Genomic DNA, 15,686 nt, shown 5'->3' with positions numbered 1-15,686 from the left:
ATTTTACATCAAATATATGTTTATATTTTGTTAAATTTAATTGTTTTAGCCGTTTATTTTTAACAGTATACGGATGCAGGAAAGCCAGAGGGTCATTTTGCGCGTCTTTTTTTGTAGCGGGGGCGCAGAAAATCGCAGAGTTGTGAGGATTATCGCATCGCTGGGGCCGGAAGAGGCTCAACGAAGGTTGATATCTGGTGGAAGAGTTACGTAATTCTCCTTCTTTTAGCCGGTAGCGACTGAAATTTGCCTTAAGTTTAAGGCCATTCAGCCAGAGTGGTTGTGTTTGTAAGTGCGCAACGGGTGTGGGCGCGATTGACGATCTCCCGGCTTTCCGCCAAACTTTCCGGCAATATTCTCTCCAGCGTCGTCACGATGTTGCGTAAGCGTTTAACGTTATCCAACGCACCCGGCCTGTTGTCCTGCAATGGGTATTGATGGGTGCGCTTGTCTGGCGGCCCTTACGTTTTAACAAGGAGTTACGTGGCTTATGTCATCCATGACACAGCAACGACCAGTGCAGGCGACTACTGCACTGGCCAGTATTTCTTTTGCCGTTTTTTTAACTTATCTCACCGCAGGCCTCGCGCTGCCGGTGATCCCCTTGTTTGTTCACCAGGAACTGGGACTCAATAATGTGATGGTGGGTGTGGCGGTAGGCGTGCAGTTTTTCGCCACGCTGCTGACCCGTGGCTATGCTGGCAGGCTGGCCGATCAGCGCGGGGCCAGGCGTTCAACCCTGCAGGGCATGCTGGTCTGTGCGCTGGTCGGGCTGGCTTATGTACTGGCGGCCGTGTTGCCGCTGCCGGTGATGGCGAAATTTGCCCTGCTGGTGGTGGGACGTCTGCTGCTGGGTTTTGGTGAAAGCCAGCTGCTGACCGGGAATCTGACCTGGGGCTTGGGGCTGGTGGGGCCGAAACGCTCCGGCAAGGTGATGTCGTGGAACGGCATGGCGATTTACGGCGCGCTGGCTGCCGGTGCGCCGCTGGGGCTGCTGCTGCACGATCACTGGGGGTTTATGGGCATGGGCATCGCCACCATTCTGCTTCCTGCGCTGGCGCTGTTGTTTAACTTCTGGGTGAAGCCGGTGCCGGCGCATGGTGGCGAGCGCCCTTCTCTGTGGAAAGTGGTCGGTCAGATCCTGTCGCCCGGTTTTGCTCTGGCATTGCAGGGTACCGGTTTTGCTGTAATTGGCACTTTCACCACGCTCTATTTTGCCAGCCAGCATTGGGGAAATGCCGGTTATACTCTGACCGCCTTCGGGCTGGCCTTTGTGCTGATGCGTATTTTCTTTGGCTGGATGCCGGATCGGCTGGGTGGCGTGCGGGTGGCGCTGTTCTCACTGGCAATTGAGGCGGCAGGGCTGCTGGTATTAGGGCTGGCGACCAATGGCACAATGGCGCTGGCGGGCGCTGCCCTGACTGGCGCAGGTTGCTCGCTGGTCTTCCCCGCGCTGGGGGTGGAAGTAGTGAAACGTGTGGCACCGCAGGTACGCGGTACGGCGCTTGGCGGATTCTCGGCTTTCCAGGATATCGCTTACGGCATTACCGGACCCTTGACCGGTATTCTGGCGACTTCTTTCGGCTATGGTTCCGTGTATCTTGCCGGGGCGGCTTGTGCGGCGCTGGGCATTGCCGTCACGCTTAATTTCGCCAGAAGTCAGTAACGTAACCGGGCCAGTTTCTCTACGGCCTGAATAATCTCCGCCCGCTGCAGGGCGGAGAACCCCAACAGCCAGCCCTCCTGCTTTATTTCAGCAGCACACAAAGGAGATAATCGTGGCAGGATCAGCCCGGCCTTGAGCGCCTCGCCTGTTAACCTTTCTTCGCCGCCTCGTGGTAACGTCACCGTAAGTTGCAGCCCGCTGTTATGGCTGAGCGGTAGCAGCCGATTTCCGAGTTTGTTCTCCAGTTCTGCCAGCAACAAATCGCGGCGGCTGGCGTAAAGTTTACGCATCAGTCGCAAATGCGCCTGAAAATGACCGTTGTTAATAAAATCGGCGGTGACCGCCTGCATCAGCTGCGCGCTGTGGCCGTCCATCACGCTGCGCAAACGGCAACAGGCTTCTACCAGCGACGGCGGCACCACCAGATAAGCCAGCCGCAGGGAAGGGAACAACACTTTGGAAAAGGTGCCGACGTACAGCACCCGATGGTCTTCATCCAGCCCCTGCAGTGCGGGCATCGGCTGCTCGTCGTAGTAAAACTCGCTATCGTAATCGTCTTCAATCAGCCAGAAGCCCTGACGCCGGGCATAAGTCAGCCACTGCAGGCGACGCTGCAGGCTCATGGTGATGCCGGTAGGGTACTGATGCGACGGCGTGAGATACACCAGTTTGGGTGACACCTCTGCGGGCACCGCGCCCTGATCGTCCAGCGGAATGCCCTTTACCTCTGCGCCAGCGCTGATAAAAGCATTACGTGCGCCGTTGTAGCCAGGTTCTTCCAGCCAGACACTATCTCCCCGATCGCACAGTAATGTTGCCAGCATTTGCAGCGCCTGCTGCGAACTGGTGAGGATAATCACCTGTGCGGCATTGCAGCGTACTCCGCGTGACTGACCAAGGTAGCGGGACACCGCATCACGTAACTCAGGTAATCCCTGTGGATCGCCATAGCGCATCATCTCTTCCGGTGAGTGGCGCAGGCGCTGCCCAACCAGACGACGCCAGATATTTTGCGGAAAAGCCCGCAGATCTGGCGAACCGGCAGCAAAGGCCTGCGGGAAGAGGGGATCATGACAGCCGCCCGTAGCAACGATCTGTTTTCCCCGGGCAGAAAGCACTGGCAGGGCTGCCTGAGTGGGTTTCTTCACCCGGCGATCTTCTGGCAAAGCAATAGCCACGAAAGTGCCTTTGCCAGTCTGGCGTAACAGGTAGCCTTCGCTCTCCAGCTGTGCATAAGCGGCTTCCACCGTGACCCTGGACAGTGATAAATCTCCGGCCAGCAGGCGGGAGGAGGGCAGTCGCTCACCCTTTTGCAGCGTTCCGCTGGCAATCAGCTGGCGCAAAGTAGCGCAGAGTTTTTCCCGCAGAGTCAGGGCCTGCTGAGAAGCAAAGAGTGGAATAAGGGGTACGGTGGTCAGCGACATAATGGTCTTATCATCCGGTAGAAATGGGTATTATTGTTAAGGCCATTTCACCGTATCATCGGCTTGTACACTAATCAAAGGAGTTCACTGATGACTGCTTCCGCCGTTTTACAATTTCCGCCGCCTTCCGCACAGCAGAGTACCGTCTGGCTGCTGGATAAACTGGCTCATTACGCTGATGCCTGGGATTTGGCCCAGGATCTGGCTAACGGCATTGCCGGGATCGTGGTGATTGATACCCGTCCGGCAGAGCAGTATCAGGCCGGGCATATTTGTGGGGCCGTGAGTTTTCCGCACCGCACCATGACTGCCGAAACGCTGGCCGGATTGGACCGGGAGAAGGTCTACGTTACTTACTGCGATGGGATTGGCTGCAATGGCTCAACTAAAGGGGCCTGGAAGCTGGCAAGTGCCGGTTTTCAGGTAAAAGAGCTGACTGGCGGGCTGGATTTCTGGCAGCGCGACCGTCATCCGGTCACGCTGGGTACAGAAAGGGGTGAATGGCCGCAGACGACATTAACCGACTGCGGCTGCTGAAACTCAGAGGAAAATCCACATCAGGAAGGCGAGAAGCACCAGCACGGCAAAGGCGGTGAATACCGGACGGTTAACCAGCGGCTGCAGTACCGCAGGCACGTAACCGAACAGCGGCGCAACAATCGGCTGAGGATTGATTTCGTTATCTGCCAGCATCTGCTCACGCAGCCTTTCGGCACGCCGGGAGAACAGCAGGTTCATCAGATCCTGTGCCTGAATCGGGGTCAGTATGGCCTGCGGCGGCAGCTGGAAGCGCTGCTGGCTGGCATCTTCCAGCATCTTTTGCTCAGCGTGATCCGGCGGCACTTTTAGCGAAGTCAGCAGCATCGGCAGCGTTGGCGCGGCATGCTGGCTCAGCGTCTGACTGACCTGCAAATATTGAGTCATCAGCGGGAACAGGCGCGAAGGAATGGGATCGCCGCTGTGCAGATTGACTACTTTCAGCACCGCAGTCCACAGCCTGTCGGGTGGTTCACCGGTAGCCGCAGCCAGTCTGGCAATCTGCTGGTTCAGCGTGTGATGTTCGGCTGGCAGGAGCGAGCGGTCGGTAATGTGATTTTGCTGTGGCTGCGGAATCGCCATCTGGCCGTTCTGCAGCATGGTCAGCACCTGGCGCATCTGGTCCGGATTCAGCGAGCTGAGCACGGTATGGCCAAACTGCTGACGGATAAAGTCACTGACCGCCTGGCGATTATTTCCCTGGGGCAGCAGATCGCTGAGCTGCTGAAACAGCTGGCGGCTCGCATGAGTATTCTGCACCTGCGACAGGCGGGTATTAAGGAATTGCTCGGCAGCAGGAAAATGACGCGATAAAAGACCGGCATCATTTTTTACCCCCACTTCACGACGTAATCCCGCCCAAAGTTCAGGAGATTTTAACGTGCTGAGCGACATGATTTTGACGATCAGCCTTTCCAGCGTGGTGCGCTGGGCAGGTGACAGCGGCTGATCTCCCGGGCCTGGGCGGACGGTGCCGGTTTTGGCATCTACCGCAGTACGATCGCCGGGAACTGGCGCACCGGGGCCACTTAGAGGTTGCATGGCAAAATCCTTAACTCATAGGTCAAAATCCGGGGCGCCGGAAAGGGTGATTCACTATGATAACAATCCCGCCCGGCGATAGGTAGAGGCCGGGGGGATGGAGGAGGAATTATTTTAGTCTGTTCAGACTGAAGGGTCAGGACACCGACTGGCAGGCTCTTTTTTCAGACGCAGTGGCGTCCGCAGCCGCTGGGCAAGGAACACCCCGATCAACGTGACGCCGCCGCCAATAAAGTGATAGCTGTGCAGCGTTTCATGCAGGAACAGCACGGCGATAATCGCGGTGAAAATCGGCGCCAGATTCATAAAGATAGTGGCGGTATTGGCACCCATCCTCATCACTCCCTGAATCCACAGGAATGGCGCAATAATCGAGGCCGGGATCCCGGCAAACAGCACCAGCGGAATGTTGTTCACGTTCAGCGACACATCCTTTGCCAGTAAAAAGTTAGGCAGCAGCAGCAGTACGCCAAAGATAATCTGCACGTATAAGCTCTGCCAGTTTGGCAGCGTAATCGCCCAGCGTTTGGTCAGTACGCCATACAGCGCGTAGGAGGTTGAGGCCGCAAACATCATCAGCTCACCTTTCCCCAACCCGTGTGACAGTAATTGCTGAGGATCCCCCTGGCTGACCAGCCACACCAGCCCACCAAACGAGAGAATACTGCCCAGCAGGATACCCAGCGTCGGGGCCAGTCGCAGCAGTACAATGCTGATCAATACGGTCAGCAGTGGGATCAGTGCGTTCAGGATACCCATAAACAACGCACTAACGCTGTGCGCGGCGTAATACGCGAGGCTCTGATACAGCACCATGCCCAGCAGGCCGAGGATCAGCAGTTTCCACCATACCCGTTTAATCTGCTGACGATTGCGCCACACGCCCGGCAGGATAAACGGCGTCAGAGTCAGCAGGGCCAGCACCCAGCGGTAAAAGGAGATCGCTGCGGGATCGATCGCGCCTGCCGAAACTTTACTGACGATGGCATTGATCGACCAGATCAGCACCGCCAGCAGGGGAAACATAAAATTCATCAGATTACCTGGCTCAGAAAAGAGAGTGCGGGCAGTTTACGCTTGTCCTGTTCAAAACGAATAACGATAATCAGACAATAATCTTCACGGACCGGACAGAATGATCCAGCAGATAACTTACTTCTCTCCGTATGACGCAAACAGTCTGCAATTTTTCTTTCGCTACGAACAGACTAACGCCAGAACAGAGTTTCTGCCCCATACCCACAGCTGGGGACAGGTAATCTTTGTTCAGTGCAATGTGCTGGAGATGAGAGTGGGCGACGAACGCCTGCTGACGCCCACTGCCATTCCTATCTGGATCCCGCCCGGAGTGGAGCACGCCAGCTATAACCACAAGCAGGCCCATTTCCGTACGCTTAATATTGCCGCATCGTTATGTGATGCTTTGCCCCGGCGTGCGTGCCTGCTCAAAGTCAGCCCGATTGTGCAGGCTATCATTGATGATTGTGCAGTCCGTGAAGTGGAAGTGCCGGAAACTGAGGCGGACTGGCGGTTGTGCGGGGTGCTGATGGATCAGCTGAAGTGCGCTGAAGTGCAGGACAGCTACCTGCCTATTTCTGACGACAAAATCCTGGCCCCGGTGCTGACGGCGCTGGAACAAAATCCCGCCGATAATACCACGCTGGCGCAGTGGGCTGCCCGTGTTTACACCACCGAACGCACCTTGTCACGCCGTTGCCAGAGCGAGCTGGGGATGACCTTCAGCGAATGGCGGCAGCGTCTGCGTTTTTTGCATGCTATCTCGCTGCTGGAACAGGGTAAATCGGTGAAGAACGTGGCGCTGGAGCTGGGCTACAGTTCCGCTTCGGCGCTGATCGTGATGTTTCAACAGCAGTCCGGCACCACGCCGGAGCGTTATCGCCGCAGCGCGTCGGTAAACGTCTGAATGACAGCACCTCAGGGTTATCCGGGCTGCCGGAATGTGGCAGAATATCGCCCCTCACTGTTATTACGCAGGAAACAGATTGTGAAAATCCTCGTTGATGAAAATATGCCTTATGCCCGCGAGCTGTTCAGCCGCACCGGTAACGTGGTTGCCGTGCCGGGCCGCCCGGTTCCGCAGCGCGAGCTGGATGATGCCGATGGGCTGATGGTCCGCTCGGTCACTAAGGTTAACGCGGAGCTGCTGAACGGAAAACCGGTGAAGTTTGTCGGCACTGCCACAGCCGGAACCGACCATATAGATGAGGCGTTTCTGCAGGAACAGGGAATTGCTTTCTCAGCCGCGCCAGGCTGCAACGCCATCGCCGTGGTGGAGTATGTTTTCTCCTCTCTGCTGCTGCTGGCAGAGCGTGATGGTTTCCTGCTAAAAGACCGTACCGTAGGCATCGTCGGCGTGGGCAACGTGGGCGGCAGGTTGCAGGCCCGTCTGGAGGCTTTGGGCATCCGTACCTTACTGTGCGATCCACCACGTGCCGATCGCGGTGATGAGGGGGATTTCCTGCCGCTCTCCACGCTGGTAGCCGAAGCCGATATCCTCACCTTCCACACGCCGCTTTTTAAACAGGGTGAATACAAAACGCTGCATCTGGCAGACGAAGCGCTGCTGAATGCTCTGAAACCTGGCACCATTCTGATTAACGCCTGTCGGGGTCCGGTGGTGGATAATGCCGCTCTGTTAAAGGTGCTGGAGCAGCGCAGCGATCTTAGCGTGGTGCTGGATGTCTGGGAACCAGAACCGGATCTTTCCCTGCCGCTGCTGGCGAAAGTAGACATTGCCACCGCACATATCGCGGGTTATACGCTGGAAGGTAAAGCGCGCGGCACCACTCAGGTTTATGAAGCCTGGACGGCATTCCTTGGCAAACCGGAGCAGGTCGCGCTTGATACGCTGCTGCCCGCGCCGGAATTTGGCAGCGTCACGTTGCACGGTGAACTGGACCAGCCAACGCTAAAAAGAGTGGTCCATCTGGTGTATGATGTGCGCCGTGATGATGCGCCACTGCGAAAAGTGGCGGCGATAGCGGGTGAGTTCGATCGGCTGCGTAAGAATTATATGGAGCGTCGCGAATGGTCCTCGCTGCAGGTGATTTGTGATTCGCAGCAGGCTGCTGCGCTGCTGGCTAAGCTTGGCTTCAACGCCGTTTTCCAGCCGGCTTCCTAAGGTTGTCATAAGGCAGGAAAGCTAAATTCAGATATCCATAAAGTGGAGCGAAGGAGTTCGCCTCTGCAGCAGGGGAGGCGTTTATTCCGCCCGTGCCAGGAGATTCTGCCCCGTGATGACGGGAAAAATTTTAAATACCGGGCGGTGTCCTCACCGCCTTCTGTTTTTGTGTCATTGTCTGGAGTAAACCAACATGTCTGACGGCTGGAATATTGCGCTACTTGGCGCGACAGGCGCAGTAGGGGGAGCTGTACTGGAACTGCTGGCGGAACGCCAGTTCCCGGTTGGTGAGCTGTATTTGCTGGCGAGCGAACGCAGCGCGGGTGAAAACCTGCGTTTTGAAGGCAAAACGTTGATGGTCAACGACGCCAGCCAGTTTGACTGGTCACAGGTGCAGCTGGCGTTCTTCGCTGCCGGGCGCGAAGCCTCGGCCCGTTACGCCGATGAAGCGGCAAACGCGGGCTGCCTGGTGATTGACACCAGCGACCTGTTTGCGCTGGAGCCGGATGTGCCGCTGGTGGTGCCGGATGTTAATCCGCAGGTGCTGGCTGACTACCGCAATCGCAACATCATCAGCGTGGCGGACAGCGTCACCAGTCAGCTGCTGTGCGCCATCAAGCCGCTGGTCGATCAGGCCGGTCTGGGACGTTTGCAGGTCACCAGCCTGATTGCTGCCTCTGCCCACGGCAAAGCCGCGGTTGATTCTCTGGCGGGGGAGAGTGCCCGTCTGCTGAACGGTCTGCCTGCTGAAGAGACTTATTTTGGTCGTCAGCTGGCCTTCAATATGCTGCCGCTGCTGGCGGATGCTGAAGGCAGCGTACTGCAGGAGCGTCGGCTGATTGATCAGGTGCGCAAAGTGCTGCAGGACGAAGGTCTGCCAATTACCGTGACCACTGTTCAGGCTCCGGTGTTCTACGGCAACGCGCAGATTGTGCATATCGAAAATCTTCGTCCGATGTCGGCTGAAGAAGCACGTGAAGCGCTGGTGCAGGCGGAAGACATTGCCCTGTCTGATGAAGATGACTATCCAACTCAGGTTGGCGATGCTTCCGGCAACGTGCAGCTCAGCCTTGGCTGCGTGCGCAACGATTACGGCGTGCCGGAGATGCTGCAATTCTGGTCAGTGGCGGACAATGTTCGCTTTGGCGGCGCGCTGATGGCGGTGAAAACCGCTGAGCAGCTGGTGCAGGAGTATTTTTACTGATGTCCGAAGCCGTCCTGCCGCAGCAGACCTTTAAACTGGCGCTCGGCATTGAATACGATGGCAGCCGTTATTACGGCTGGCAGCGGCAGCAGGAAGTCAGAAGCGTGCAGGAAAAGCTGGAAAAAGCCCTGTCGAAAGTGGCCGATCATCCGGTCAGCGTGTTCTGCGCCGGGCGAACGGATGCTGGCGTTCACGGCACCGGTCAGGTGGTGCATTTCGAGACCACTTCACAGCGTAAAGATGCGGCCTGGACTCTGGGAGTGAATGCCAACCTGCCGGACGACATTGCGGTGCGCTGGGTAAAGTCAGTTTCTGATGAGTTTCACGCTCGTTTTAGCGCCACCGCGCGGCGTTACCGGTATGTCATCTATAACCGGCGTCTGCGACCGGCAATCCTGCACGGTGGCGTCACGCACTTTTATCATCCCCTGGATGCGGAAAAGATGCAGCGCGCCGGGCAGGTTCTGCTGGGTGAGAATGATTTTACCTCATTCCGGGCCGTGCAGTGCCAGTCGCGCACGCCCTGGCGCAATGTAATGCACCTGAACGTCAGCCGACTTGGTGCTTACGTGGTGGTGGATATCAAAGCCAATGCCTTCGTGCACCATATGGTGCGCAACATAGTTGGCAGCCTGATGGAAATAGGCTGTGGGAATCAGCAGGAGAGCTGGATGGCAGAGCTGCTGGCGGCAAAAGATCGCACGCTCGCAGCAGCGACCGCCAGAGCCGAAGGGCTTTATCTGGTCGCCGTCGATTATCCTGACCATTTTGATTTACCACGTCCGCCGATGGGGCCTCTGTTCCTCGCGGATTAAACCTGGCCTGGAGTATCAAGGAAATTTATATGGAACTGATTCACACCGTAATCGATTTTATTCTGCACATTGATGTCCATTTACAAGCGATGGTTGCGCAGTACGGCGTCTGGATTTATGCCATTTTGTTCCTGATCCTGTTTTGCGAAACGGGGCTGGTGGTCACGCCGTTCCTGCCCGGCGATTCGCTGCTGTTCGTGGCCGGTGCTCTGGCGGCCATTCCTGACAGTGCGCTGAACGTTCATGTGATGGTAGTGCTGTTGTGCGTGGCAGCCATCCTGGGTGATGCGGTGAACTATACTATTGGCCGGTTGTTTGGCGATAAACTGTTCAGCAACCCGAACTCGAAGATTTTCCGTCGCAGCTACCTCGATAAAACGCATCAATTTTACGAGCGTCACGGTGGGAAAACGATTATTCTGGCGCGCTTCGTGCCAATTGTTCGCACCTTCGCGCCGTTTGTCGCCGGAATGGGCAAAATGTCTTATCGCCATTTTGCGCTGTTCAACGTGGCTGGCGGCCTGCTTTGGGTGCTGCTGTTCTCGTATGCCGGATACTTCTTCGGTAACCTCCCGGCAGTGCAGGAGAACATTCACTACCTGATAATTGCGATTATTCTGGTATCGGTTCTGCCTGGCGTGGTGGAAGTTTTACGCCACCGTCGTGCAGCACGGCAGCAGAAATCGCAGTAAGTTTACGTCAGACCTCCTTCGGGTGGGCCTGAATATCGGGCGTTTAGTCGCTAAAAGCCCTTTGTATACTACGGATGTAGTATACAAAGGGTATCGGATTAAAGATTGATTTTCTCCATGAACTCTTTTTCCAATTTGTATTCTGATGTTAAACATGCATTTCTTTCTGCTATTTCAGCATCGGTGTTAAGCGAGTCGTGTATTTTTACCTGACATTTTTTCTCAATGGTTTTATTCCATGAAAGACTTAAGTCCAGAATTTCTTTTTTTCTCTCGGGCATGTCTTTTGCTAATCTGTTAAGGGTTTCTTTTAGCAAGTTTAAACTGCTTTTCATTTCTTTTTCTGAATTGTCATTGATAGCCTGTAACTGGCTTATTTCTGGTTCAGTAAATGCAGCGTGACCGCCTGCTGAATAAATTAAACAGTAAAAAATAACATGTTGGATCATTCTTTTCATAGTGAATTCATCCTCCTGATAAATCTGTCATTAGGAACTCTTAGCCAAAGTGATTTGTCTGATAAAACTTTCCTGAACTCCCGGATATCTCCCGCATAGGCGGCACGTTGAATCAGCGCTCTGCTATCCGGTGTATAATCACCACGATATCGTAAATCGATAAGGACTTCTTTTATTATTTCAGGAATGTTTTTCCATGCTATTTCTGGCGACGTATCTGGAATTGGATGATATGTTTTGATTACATCTCTTTTCTTACATATTCTTTCTACATCTTTTTCCATTTCAGAATAGGTGATATAAAAAAGAGTGAGCTGTTGTAGTTCTGTTATTTCTGCGATCTTATCTCGATTCTTCTTAACAAATTGATAAGCTGAACATCCTTTCATCCCAGACCCGCTTGCAATAAGTTCAGACTGTTCTGTGTTTATTTGCGCCCTTTGTAAAATCATCAGAGAACTGATTTTTGTTCTTTTGCCCAGATCAAATCCCCTGCCAATAGTCACGCCAGATGCATTATTGCCACATGAAGAGCCTACGCCAGGCCAGTGTATTTTCCTTGAGTAGTCTTGGCTCGATTTAAAATCATTACCTTCGGCCCTGAACGTTAACAATCCTTTTTTAGGTTCCAGCATTTTCTCAATCTCCTTATTGTGGTGACCAGCCTTACATTAAATGTTTAGCTTTTATATATCCATATTTAAGTAAAGGGTATTAGCGAAGAGGATCACAAACACAGGATCTGATGCTAAACCCTTATGCTGTGGCGATTAGCGTCATTTAAAAGGTTGTGATAACACAACAATGAACAGGTAGCGTGAAGTTGTATTTTATGGTGTAATGTTGCCTGTTTCTCAGGCGATAATCTGTGTTAAGTAACTGATTTAGCACAACAAACAACATAACAGGTCATCAATGAGCTGGATTGAACGAATTCTCAATAAGAGCACAATCACCCCCTCGCGCAAAGCCAGTATCCCTGAAGGGGTCTGGACCAAATGCGACAGCTGCGGCCAGGTTCTGTACCGCGCCGAGCTGGAACGCAATCTGGAAGTTTGCCCGAAATGCGATCACCACATGCGTATGCACGGTCGTGAACGTCTGCACAGTCTGCTGGACGAAGGCTCACTGGTTGAGCTGGGCAGCGAGCTGGAGCCGAAAGATTTGCTCAAGTTCCGGGATTCCAAGAAATACAAAGACCGTCTGGTAGCAGCACAGAAAGAGACCGACGAGAAAGACGCGCTGATCGTAATGAAAGGTACGCTGCACGGTATGCCAGTCGTTGCCGCAGCGTTTGAGTTCTCCTTTATGGGTGGCTCAATGGGTTCCGTGGTAGGTGCGCGCTTTGTGCGTGCGGTTGAACAGGCCCTGGAAGACAACTGCCCGATGATCTGTTTCTCCGCATCCGGCGGTGCGCGTATGCAGGAAGCGCTGATGTCGCTGATGCAGATGGCGAAAACCAGCGCCGCACTGGCGAAAATGCAGGAGCGCGGTCTGCCATATATCTCCGTGCTGACCGACCCGACCATGGGCGGGGTGTCCGCCAGCTTCGCCATGCTGGGCGACCTGAACATCGCCGAGCCGAAAGCGCTGATTGGCTTTGCCGGTCCACGTGTTATCGAGCAGACCGTGCGTGAAAAGCTGCCACCTGGCTTCCAGCGCAGTGAGTTCCTGATCGAGAAGGGCGCTATCGATATGATCGTGCGCCGTCCGGTGATGCGCTTCAAGCTGGCAACCATTCTGGCGAAGATGATGAATCTGCCAGAGCCGCAGGAAGACAGCCTGAAAGAAGCGGCGGCAGATGAAGCCCCACAGAGCCATGAGGCCTGACTGATGATGGAAAGGAGCGCAAGCTCCTTTCACCAATGAACCGTAACGTTGTGAACGGGACAAATGGATAATCTTCCTCAAGCCACGTCGCCTCTGGTCACGTGGCTTCATTATCTTGAGAATCTCCACACTCAAGCTATCGAACTTGGGCTGGCTCGCGTCCAGCGCGTGGCTACACGGCTCGACCTGTTAACTCCCGCACCTGTCGTTTTCACCGTCGCCGGTACCAATGGCAAAGGCACCACCTGCCGGACCCTTGAAACATTGCTGATGGCGGCGGGCTATCGGGTTGGCGTCTACAGCTCGCCTCATCTGCTGCGCTATACCGAACGGGTGCGCATTCAGGGCGAAGAGCTGGCTGAAGCCGACCATACCGCCTCGTTTGCTGATATTGAAGCCGGACGCGGTGACACCTCTCTGACCTATTTTGAATACGGCACGCTTTCCGCGCTGTGGCTGTTTAAACGCGCCGCGCTGGATGTGGCGATCCTCGAAGTGGGTCTGGGTGGAAGGCTGGATGCCACCAATATTGTTGATGCGGATATCGCCGTGGTCACCAGCATTGCGCTGGACCACACCGACTGGCTGGGGCCGGACCGGGAAAGTATCGGGCGCGAGAAAGCCGGGGTGTTCCGTGGTGGCAAACCGGCGGTAGTGGGCGAGCCTGAAATGCCGGAAACCATCGCTGGAGTGGCCGATACGTTGGGGGCAACCCTCCTGAAGCGTGGTCGCGACTGGTCATTCACCGTGGGTGACAACGACTGGTCGTTCAGCGACGGGCAGGGCACTCTGGCGGCGCTTCCGCTGCCGCAAGTTCCTTTGCCTAATGCAGCCACTGCGCTGGCTGCGTTGCGCGCCTCCTCCCTGAAAGTGGACCCGGCGGTAATTTACGGCTGGCTGGATAAGGCTGTTTTGCCCGGTCGTTTTCAGACTGTTGCAGAAGCTCCCCGGATAATCCTGGATGTGGCTCATAACCCTCATGCTGCGGCCTATCTTGCCGGGAGACTGAGCGAGCTGCCAACAACCGGTAAAGTGCACGCCGTAGTTGGCATGCTTCATGACAAAGATATTGCCGGAACCCTGGCCTGCCTGGCCCCTGAAGTTGACTGCTGGTACTGTGCGCCGCTGGAAGGCCCGCGGGGTGCCAGTGCGGGTGAGCTGATGGCGCATCTGCCGACGGCAGAGGCGTTCTCCAGCGTGGCAGAAGCATTTAATCATGCCTGCCAGCAGGCGCAGGCTCAGGACACTGTGCTGGTGTGTGGTTCGTTCCACACCGTGGCACACGTAATGGAAACGATGCAAACGGAGAACGGCAGTGGCAAGTAAGTTTCAAAACCGTTTAGTCGGGACCGTCATTATCGTGGCGCTGGGCGTGATTATTCTGCCTGGCTTGCTGGACGGTAAGAAAAAGCATTACAAAGAAGAGTTTGCTGCTATTCCGCTGGTGCCGAAACCGGGCGACCAGCAGGAAACGGATATGGTGCCGCCGGTGACCCAGTCGCTGCCAGCCCAGCCGCCAGAAGGGGCCAGTACCGCAATGACAGGGCAGGATGGTGGCAATACTTCCCAGGCAGAGAGCGGTTCCACCGCGCCTCAGTCGGCTAATCACCCTACCGTCGTGGCTCCGCCGCCCACGCAGCCTTCCAGGCCGCAGCAGCAGAAGCCGGTAGAGAAACCTAAACCGGTCGAAAAGCCAAAGCCTGTTGAAACGCCAAAACCTCAGCCGAAGCCGGCAGAAAAAACGGTTGAAAAACCGAAGCCGGAACCGCAGCAAACGCAGCCTGCTCAGCAGGAGAGTGCGCCAGCCGGTCAGGCCTATGTTGTTCAGTTGGGTGCGTTGAAAAATGCCGCTAAGGTCAATGAAGTCGTCGCACAACTGCGCCTGTCAGGCTACCGTGCTTTCACCGTGCCTTCCACGCCGGTACAGGGACAAATTACCCGCATCTACGTCGGGCCGGATGCTTCCAAAGCGAAGATGCAGGCAGCGGTCAGCGAACTGAAAGGCATTTCAGGGCTGGGTGGGGTGGTTAAACCTTACAGCGCCCGTTAGGTTGTCTCTATTAATGTAACAGCCAGAGCCTTTTCTGGCTGCGTTGTCCCCGGCCATAACGAGGGTCATCATTTATCGTTCTGGCCGGTTATCTGAAGTAAATCAGCCAATTGCTTCGGACGGTCAGTGCAGGTGCTGCACCGGCTGCCAGGGCGCGTAATTGCTGATTTTTTTTGCATTTTGTTTTAATTAAACTGGCAAAGGAAAACCCTACGCAAACGTTTTCTTTTTCTGTTAGAATTCGCCCCGAACTTAAGGCTCGTCTCCCTCTGTTGTATGGAGATAGTGCTGTCACAGAAAGAGGCGATCTTAAGGGCATTGTTGCTGGAAGAGTTCATGGTCTGGATAGATTACGTCATTATTGCGGTTATTGGTTTTTCGGCTCTTGTCAGCCTGATCCGCGGGTTTGTTCGGGAAGCTTTATCCCTCGTCACCTGGAGTTGCGCATTTTTTGTCGCCAGTCATTACTACTCCTTCCTTGCCGTCTGGTTTACAGGTTTTGAAGACGAACTGGTTCGAAATGGAATCGCCATTGCGGTGTTATTCATTGCCACGCTGTTAGTCGGGGCGATCGTTAACTACGTGATTGGTTCGCTGGTTGAAAAAACCGGCCTGTCGGGTACCGACAGAGTGCTGGGAGTCTGTTTCGGGGCATTACGTGGCGTGCTGATTGTGTCAGCCATTCTGTTTTTCCTCGATACTTTCACTGGCTTTTCCAAAAGCCCGGACTGGCAACAGTCCCAGCTGGTTCCCCAGTTCAGTTACATCATCAGGTGGTTTTTCGACTACCTGAAAAGCACGTCGAGTTTTTTGCCCCGGTAATCGAA

The 15,686-nt window shown here is 54.9% G+C and carries 16 protein-coding genes; 11 read left to right on the top strand and 5 right to left on the bottom strand.

Annotation, left to right across the window (positions count from 1 at the left end; genetic code table 11):
• The first annotated feature begins 490 nt into the window (after positions 1-490).
• Positions 491-1,666, top strand: a complete 1,176-nt coding sequence (locus GSQ70_RS17315; protein WP_158783701.1) for an MFS transporter — start codon at positions 491-493, stop codon at positions 1,664-1,666.
• Here the strand turns inward: GSQ70_RS17315 and GSQ70_RS17310 are convergent.
• Positions 1,660-3,090 carry a PLP-dependent aminotransferase family protein gene (locus GSQ70_RS17310; protein WP_158783700.1) on the bottom strand — a complete coding sequence of 477 codons (1,431 nt, stop codon included), beginning with the start codon at positions 3,088-3,090 and terminating at the stop codon, positions 1,660-1,662. The genes GSQ70_RS17315 and GSQ70_RS17310 overlap by 7 nt on opposite strands.
• Positions 3,091-3,180: 90 nt before the next feature.
• Between GSQ70_RS17310 and GSQ70_RS17305 the strand changes: the two genes are divergently transcribed.
• Positions 3,181-3,627 (top strand): rhodanese-like domain-containing protein, encoded by a 447-nt coding sequence (locus GSQ70_RS17305; protein WP_158783699.1) that lies wholly within the window; start codon positions 3,181-3,183, stop codon positions 3,625-3,627.
• A gap of 3 nt (positions 3,628-3,630) precedes the next feature.
• On the opposite strand, the gene flk is transcribed toward GSQ70_RS17305, so the two are convergent.
• Positions 3,631-4,668 carry a flagella biosynthesis regulator Flk gene (gene flk / locus GSQ70_RS17300; protein WP_158783698.1) on the bottom strand — a complete coding sequence of 346 codons (1,038 nt, stop codon included), beginning with the start codon at positions 4,666-4,668 and terminating at the stop codon, positions 3,631-3,633.
• Between the two features lie 123 nt (positions 4,669-4,791).
• On the bottom strand, positions 4,792-5,703 hold the full coding sequence (locus tag GSQ70_RS17295) for a DMT family transporter (RefSeq protein ID WP_158783697.1): 912 nt from the start codon (positions 5,701-5,703) through the stop codon (positions 4,792-4,794).
• A gap of 100 nt (positions 5,704-5,803) precedes the next feature.
• Between GSQ70_RS17295 and GSQ70_RS17290 the strand changes: the two genes are divergently transcribed.
• The 5 genes from GSQ70_RS17290 to GSQ70_RS17270 all read left to right on the top strand — a co-directional run bounded on the left by GSQ70_RS17290 (position 5,804) and on the right by GSQ70_RS17270 (position 10,521).
• Positions 5,804-6,592, top strand: a complete 789-nt coding sequence (locus GSQ70_RS17290; protein ID WP_158783696.1) for a helix-turn-helix domain-containing protein — start codon at positions 5,804-5,806, stop codon at positions 6,590-6,592.
• Positions 6,593-6,673: 81 nt separating this feature from the next.
• Positions 6,674-7,810 (top strand): 4-phosphoerythronate dehydrogenase PdxB, encoded by a 1,137-nt coding sequence (pdxB, locus tag GSQ70_RS17285; RefSeq protein WP_158783695.1) that lies wholly within the window; start codon positions 6,674-6,676, stop codon positions 7,808-7,810.
• 193 nt (positions 7,811-8,003) lie between these two features.
• The gene (locus GSQ70_RS17280) at positions 8,004-9,014 is read left to right on the top strand and encodes an aspartate-semialdehyde dehydrogenase (protein ID WP_158783694.1); all 1,011 of its coding nucleotides are present in this window, start codon (positions 8,004-8,006) and stop codon (positions 9,012-9,014) included.
• Positions 9,014-9,829: a tRNA pseudouridine(38-40) synthase TruA gene (truA, locus tag GSQ70_RS17275; protein ID WP_158783693.1), complete on the top strand. Its 816-nt coding sequence runs from the start codon at positions 9,014-9,016 to the stop codon at positions 9,827-9,829. Before GSQ70_RS17280 ends, truA begins: the two co-directional genes overlap by 1 nt.
• A 29-nt stretch (positions 9,830-9,858) precedes the next feature.
• Positions 9,859-10,521: a DedA family protein gene (locus GSQ70_RS17270; RefSeq protein WP_158783692.1), complete on the top strand. Its 663-nt coding sequence runs from the start codon at positions 9,859-9,861 to the stop codon at positions 10,519-10,521.
• Positions 10,522-10,619: 98 nt separating this feature from the next.
• Here the strand turns inward: GSQ70_RS17270 and GSQ70_RS17265 are convergent, their stop codons facing one another.
• Positions 10,620-10,979: a hypothetical protein gene (locus GSQ70_RS17265; protein WP_158783691.1), complete on the bottom strand. Its 360-nt coding sequence runs from the start codon at positions 10,977-10,979 to the stop codon at positions 10,620-10,622.
• Positions 10,976-11,614 (bottom strand): hypothetical protein, encoded by a 639-nt coding sequence (locus GSQ70_RS17260; protein WP_158783690.1) that lies wholly within the window; start codon positions 11,612-11,614, stop codon positions 10,976-10,978. Before GSQ70_RS17260 ends, GSQ70_RS17265 begins: the two co-directional genes overlap by 4 nt.
• A gap of 280 nt (positions 11,615-11,894) precedes the next feature.
• Between GSQ70_RS17260 and accD the strand changes: the two genes are divergently transcribed.
• From accD to cvpA, 4 genes are all read left to right on the top strand, one after another.
• The gene (accD, locus tag GSQ70_RS17255) at positions 11,895-12,809 is read left to right on the top strand and encodes an acetyl-CoA carboxylase, carboxyltransferase subunit beta (protein ID WP_158783689.1); all 915 of its coding nucleotides are present in this window, start codon (positions 11,895-11,897) and stop codon (positions 12,807-12,809) included.
• A gap of 63 nt (positions 12,810-12,872) precedes the next feature.
• The gene (gene folC, locus GSQ70_RS17250) at positions 12,873-14,135 is read left to right on the top strand and encodes a bifunctional tetrahydrofolate synthase/dihydrofolate synthase (RefSeq protein WP_158783688.1); all 1,263 of its coding nucleotides are present in this window, start codon (positions 12,873-12,875) and stop codon (positions 14,133-14,135) included.
• Positions 14,125-14,859: a cell division protein DedD gene (dedD, locus tag GSQ70_RS17245; RefSeq protein ID WP_158783687.1), complete on the top strand. Its 735-nt coding sequence runs from the start codon at positions 14,125-14,127 to the stop codon at positions 14,857-14,859. The genes folC and dedD overlap by 11 nt, the downstream gene beginning before the upstream one ends.
• Positions 14,860-15,195: 336 nt before the next feature.
• A complete protein-coding gene (cvpA, locus tag GSQ70_RS17240; protein ID WP_158785350.1) occupies positions 15,196-15,681 on the top strand; it encodes a colicin V production protein in 486 nt (161 codons plus the stop codon).
• Positions 15,682-15,686: the final 5 nt, after the last annotated feature.

This window comes from Pantoea sp. BAV 3049, from assembly GCF_009765445.1.
Taxonomy (GTDB): domain Bacteria; phylum Pseudomonadota; class Gammaproteobacteria; order Enterobacterales; family Enterobacteriaceae; genus Erwinia.
The sequence above is the reverse complement of the archived record's forward strand: the minus strand, read 5'-3'. Positions and strand labels throughout refer to the sequence as shown.

Excerpts from the sequence above, each read along its gene's own strand:
- GSQ70_RS17315 (WP_158783701.1), top strand. The coding sequence starts at position 491 with ATGTCATCCATGACACAGCAACGACCAGTGCAGGCGACTACTGCACTG.
- GSQ70_RS17310 (WP_158783700.1), bottom strand. The coding sequence starts at position 3,090 with ATGTCGCTGACCACCGTACCCCTTATTCCACTCTTTGCTTCTCAGCAG.
- GSQ70_RS17305 (WP_158783699.1), top strand. The coding sequence starts at position 3,181 with ATGACTGCTTCCGCCGTTTTACAATTTCCGCCGCCTTCCGCACAGCAG.
- flk (WP_158783698.1), bottom strand. The coding sequence starts at position 4,668 with ATGCAACCTCTAAGTGGCCCCGGTGCGCCAGTTCCCGGCGATCGTACT.
- GSQ70_RS17295 (WP_158783697.1), bottom strand. The coding sequence starts at position 5,703 with ATGAATTTTATGTTTCCCCTGCTGGCGGTGCTGATCTGGTCGATCAAT.
- GSQ70_RS17290 (WP_158783696.1), top strand. The coding sequence starts at position 5,804 with ATGATCCAGCAGATAACTTACTTCTCTCCGTATGACGCAAACAGTCTG.
- GSQ70_RS17280 (WP_158783694.1), top strand. The coding sequence starts at position 8,004 with ATGTCTGACGGCTGGAATATTGCGCTACTTGGCGCGACAGGCGCAGTA.
- truA (WP_158783693.1), top strand. The coding sequence starts at position 9,014 with ATGTCCGAAGCCGTCCTGCCGCAGCAGACCTTTAAACTGGCGCTCGGC.
- GSQ70_RS17270 (WP_158783692.1), top strand. The coding sequence starts at position 9,859 with ATGGAACTGATTCACACCGTAATCGATTTTATTCTGCACATTGATGTC.
- GSQ70_RS17265 (WP_158783691.1), bottom strand. The coding sequence starts at position 10,979 with ATGAAAAGAATGATCCAACATGTTATTTTTTACTGTTTAATTTATTCA.
- GSQ70_RS17260 (WP_158783690.1), bottom strand. The coding sequence starts at position 11,614 with ATGCTGGAACCTAAAAAAGGATTGTTAACGTTCAGGGCCGAAGGTAAT.
- accD (WP_158783689.1), top strand. The coding sequence starts at position 11,895 with ATGAGCTGGATTGAACGAATTCTCAATAAGAGCACAATCACCCCCTCG.
- folC (WP_158783688.1), top strand. The coding sequence starts at position 12,873 with ATGGATAATCTTCCTCAAGCCACGTCGCCTCTGGTCACGTGGCTTCAT.
- cvpA (WP_158785350.1), top strand. The coding sequence starts at position 15,196 with ATGGTCTGGATAGATTACGTCATTATTGCGGTTATTGGTTTTTCGGCT.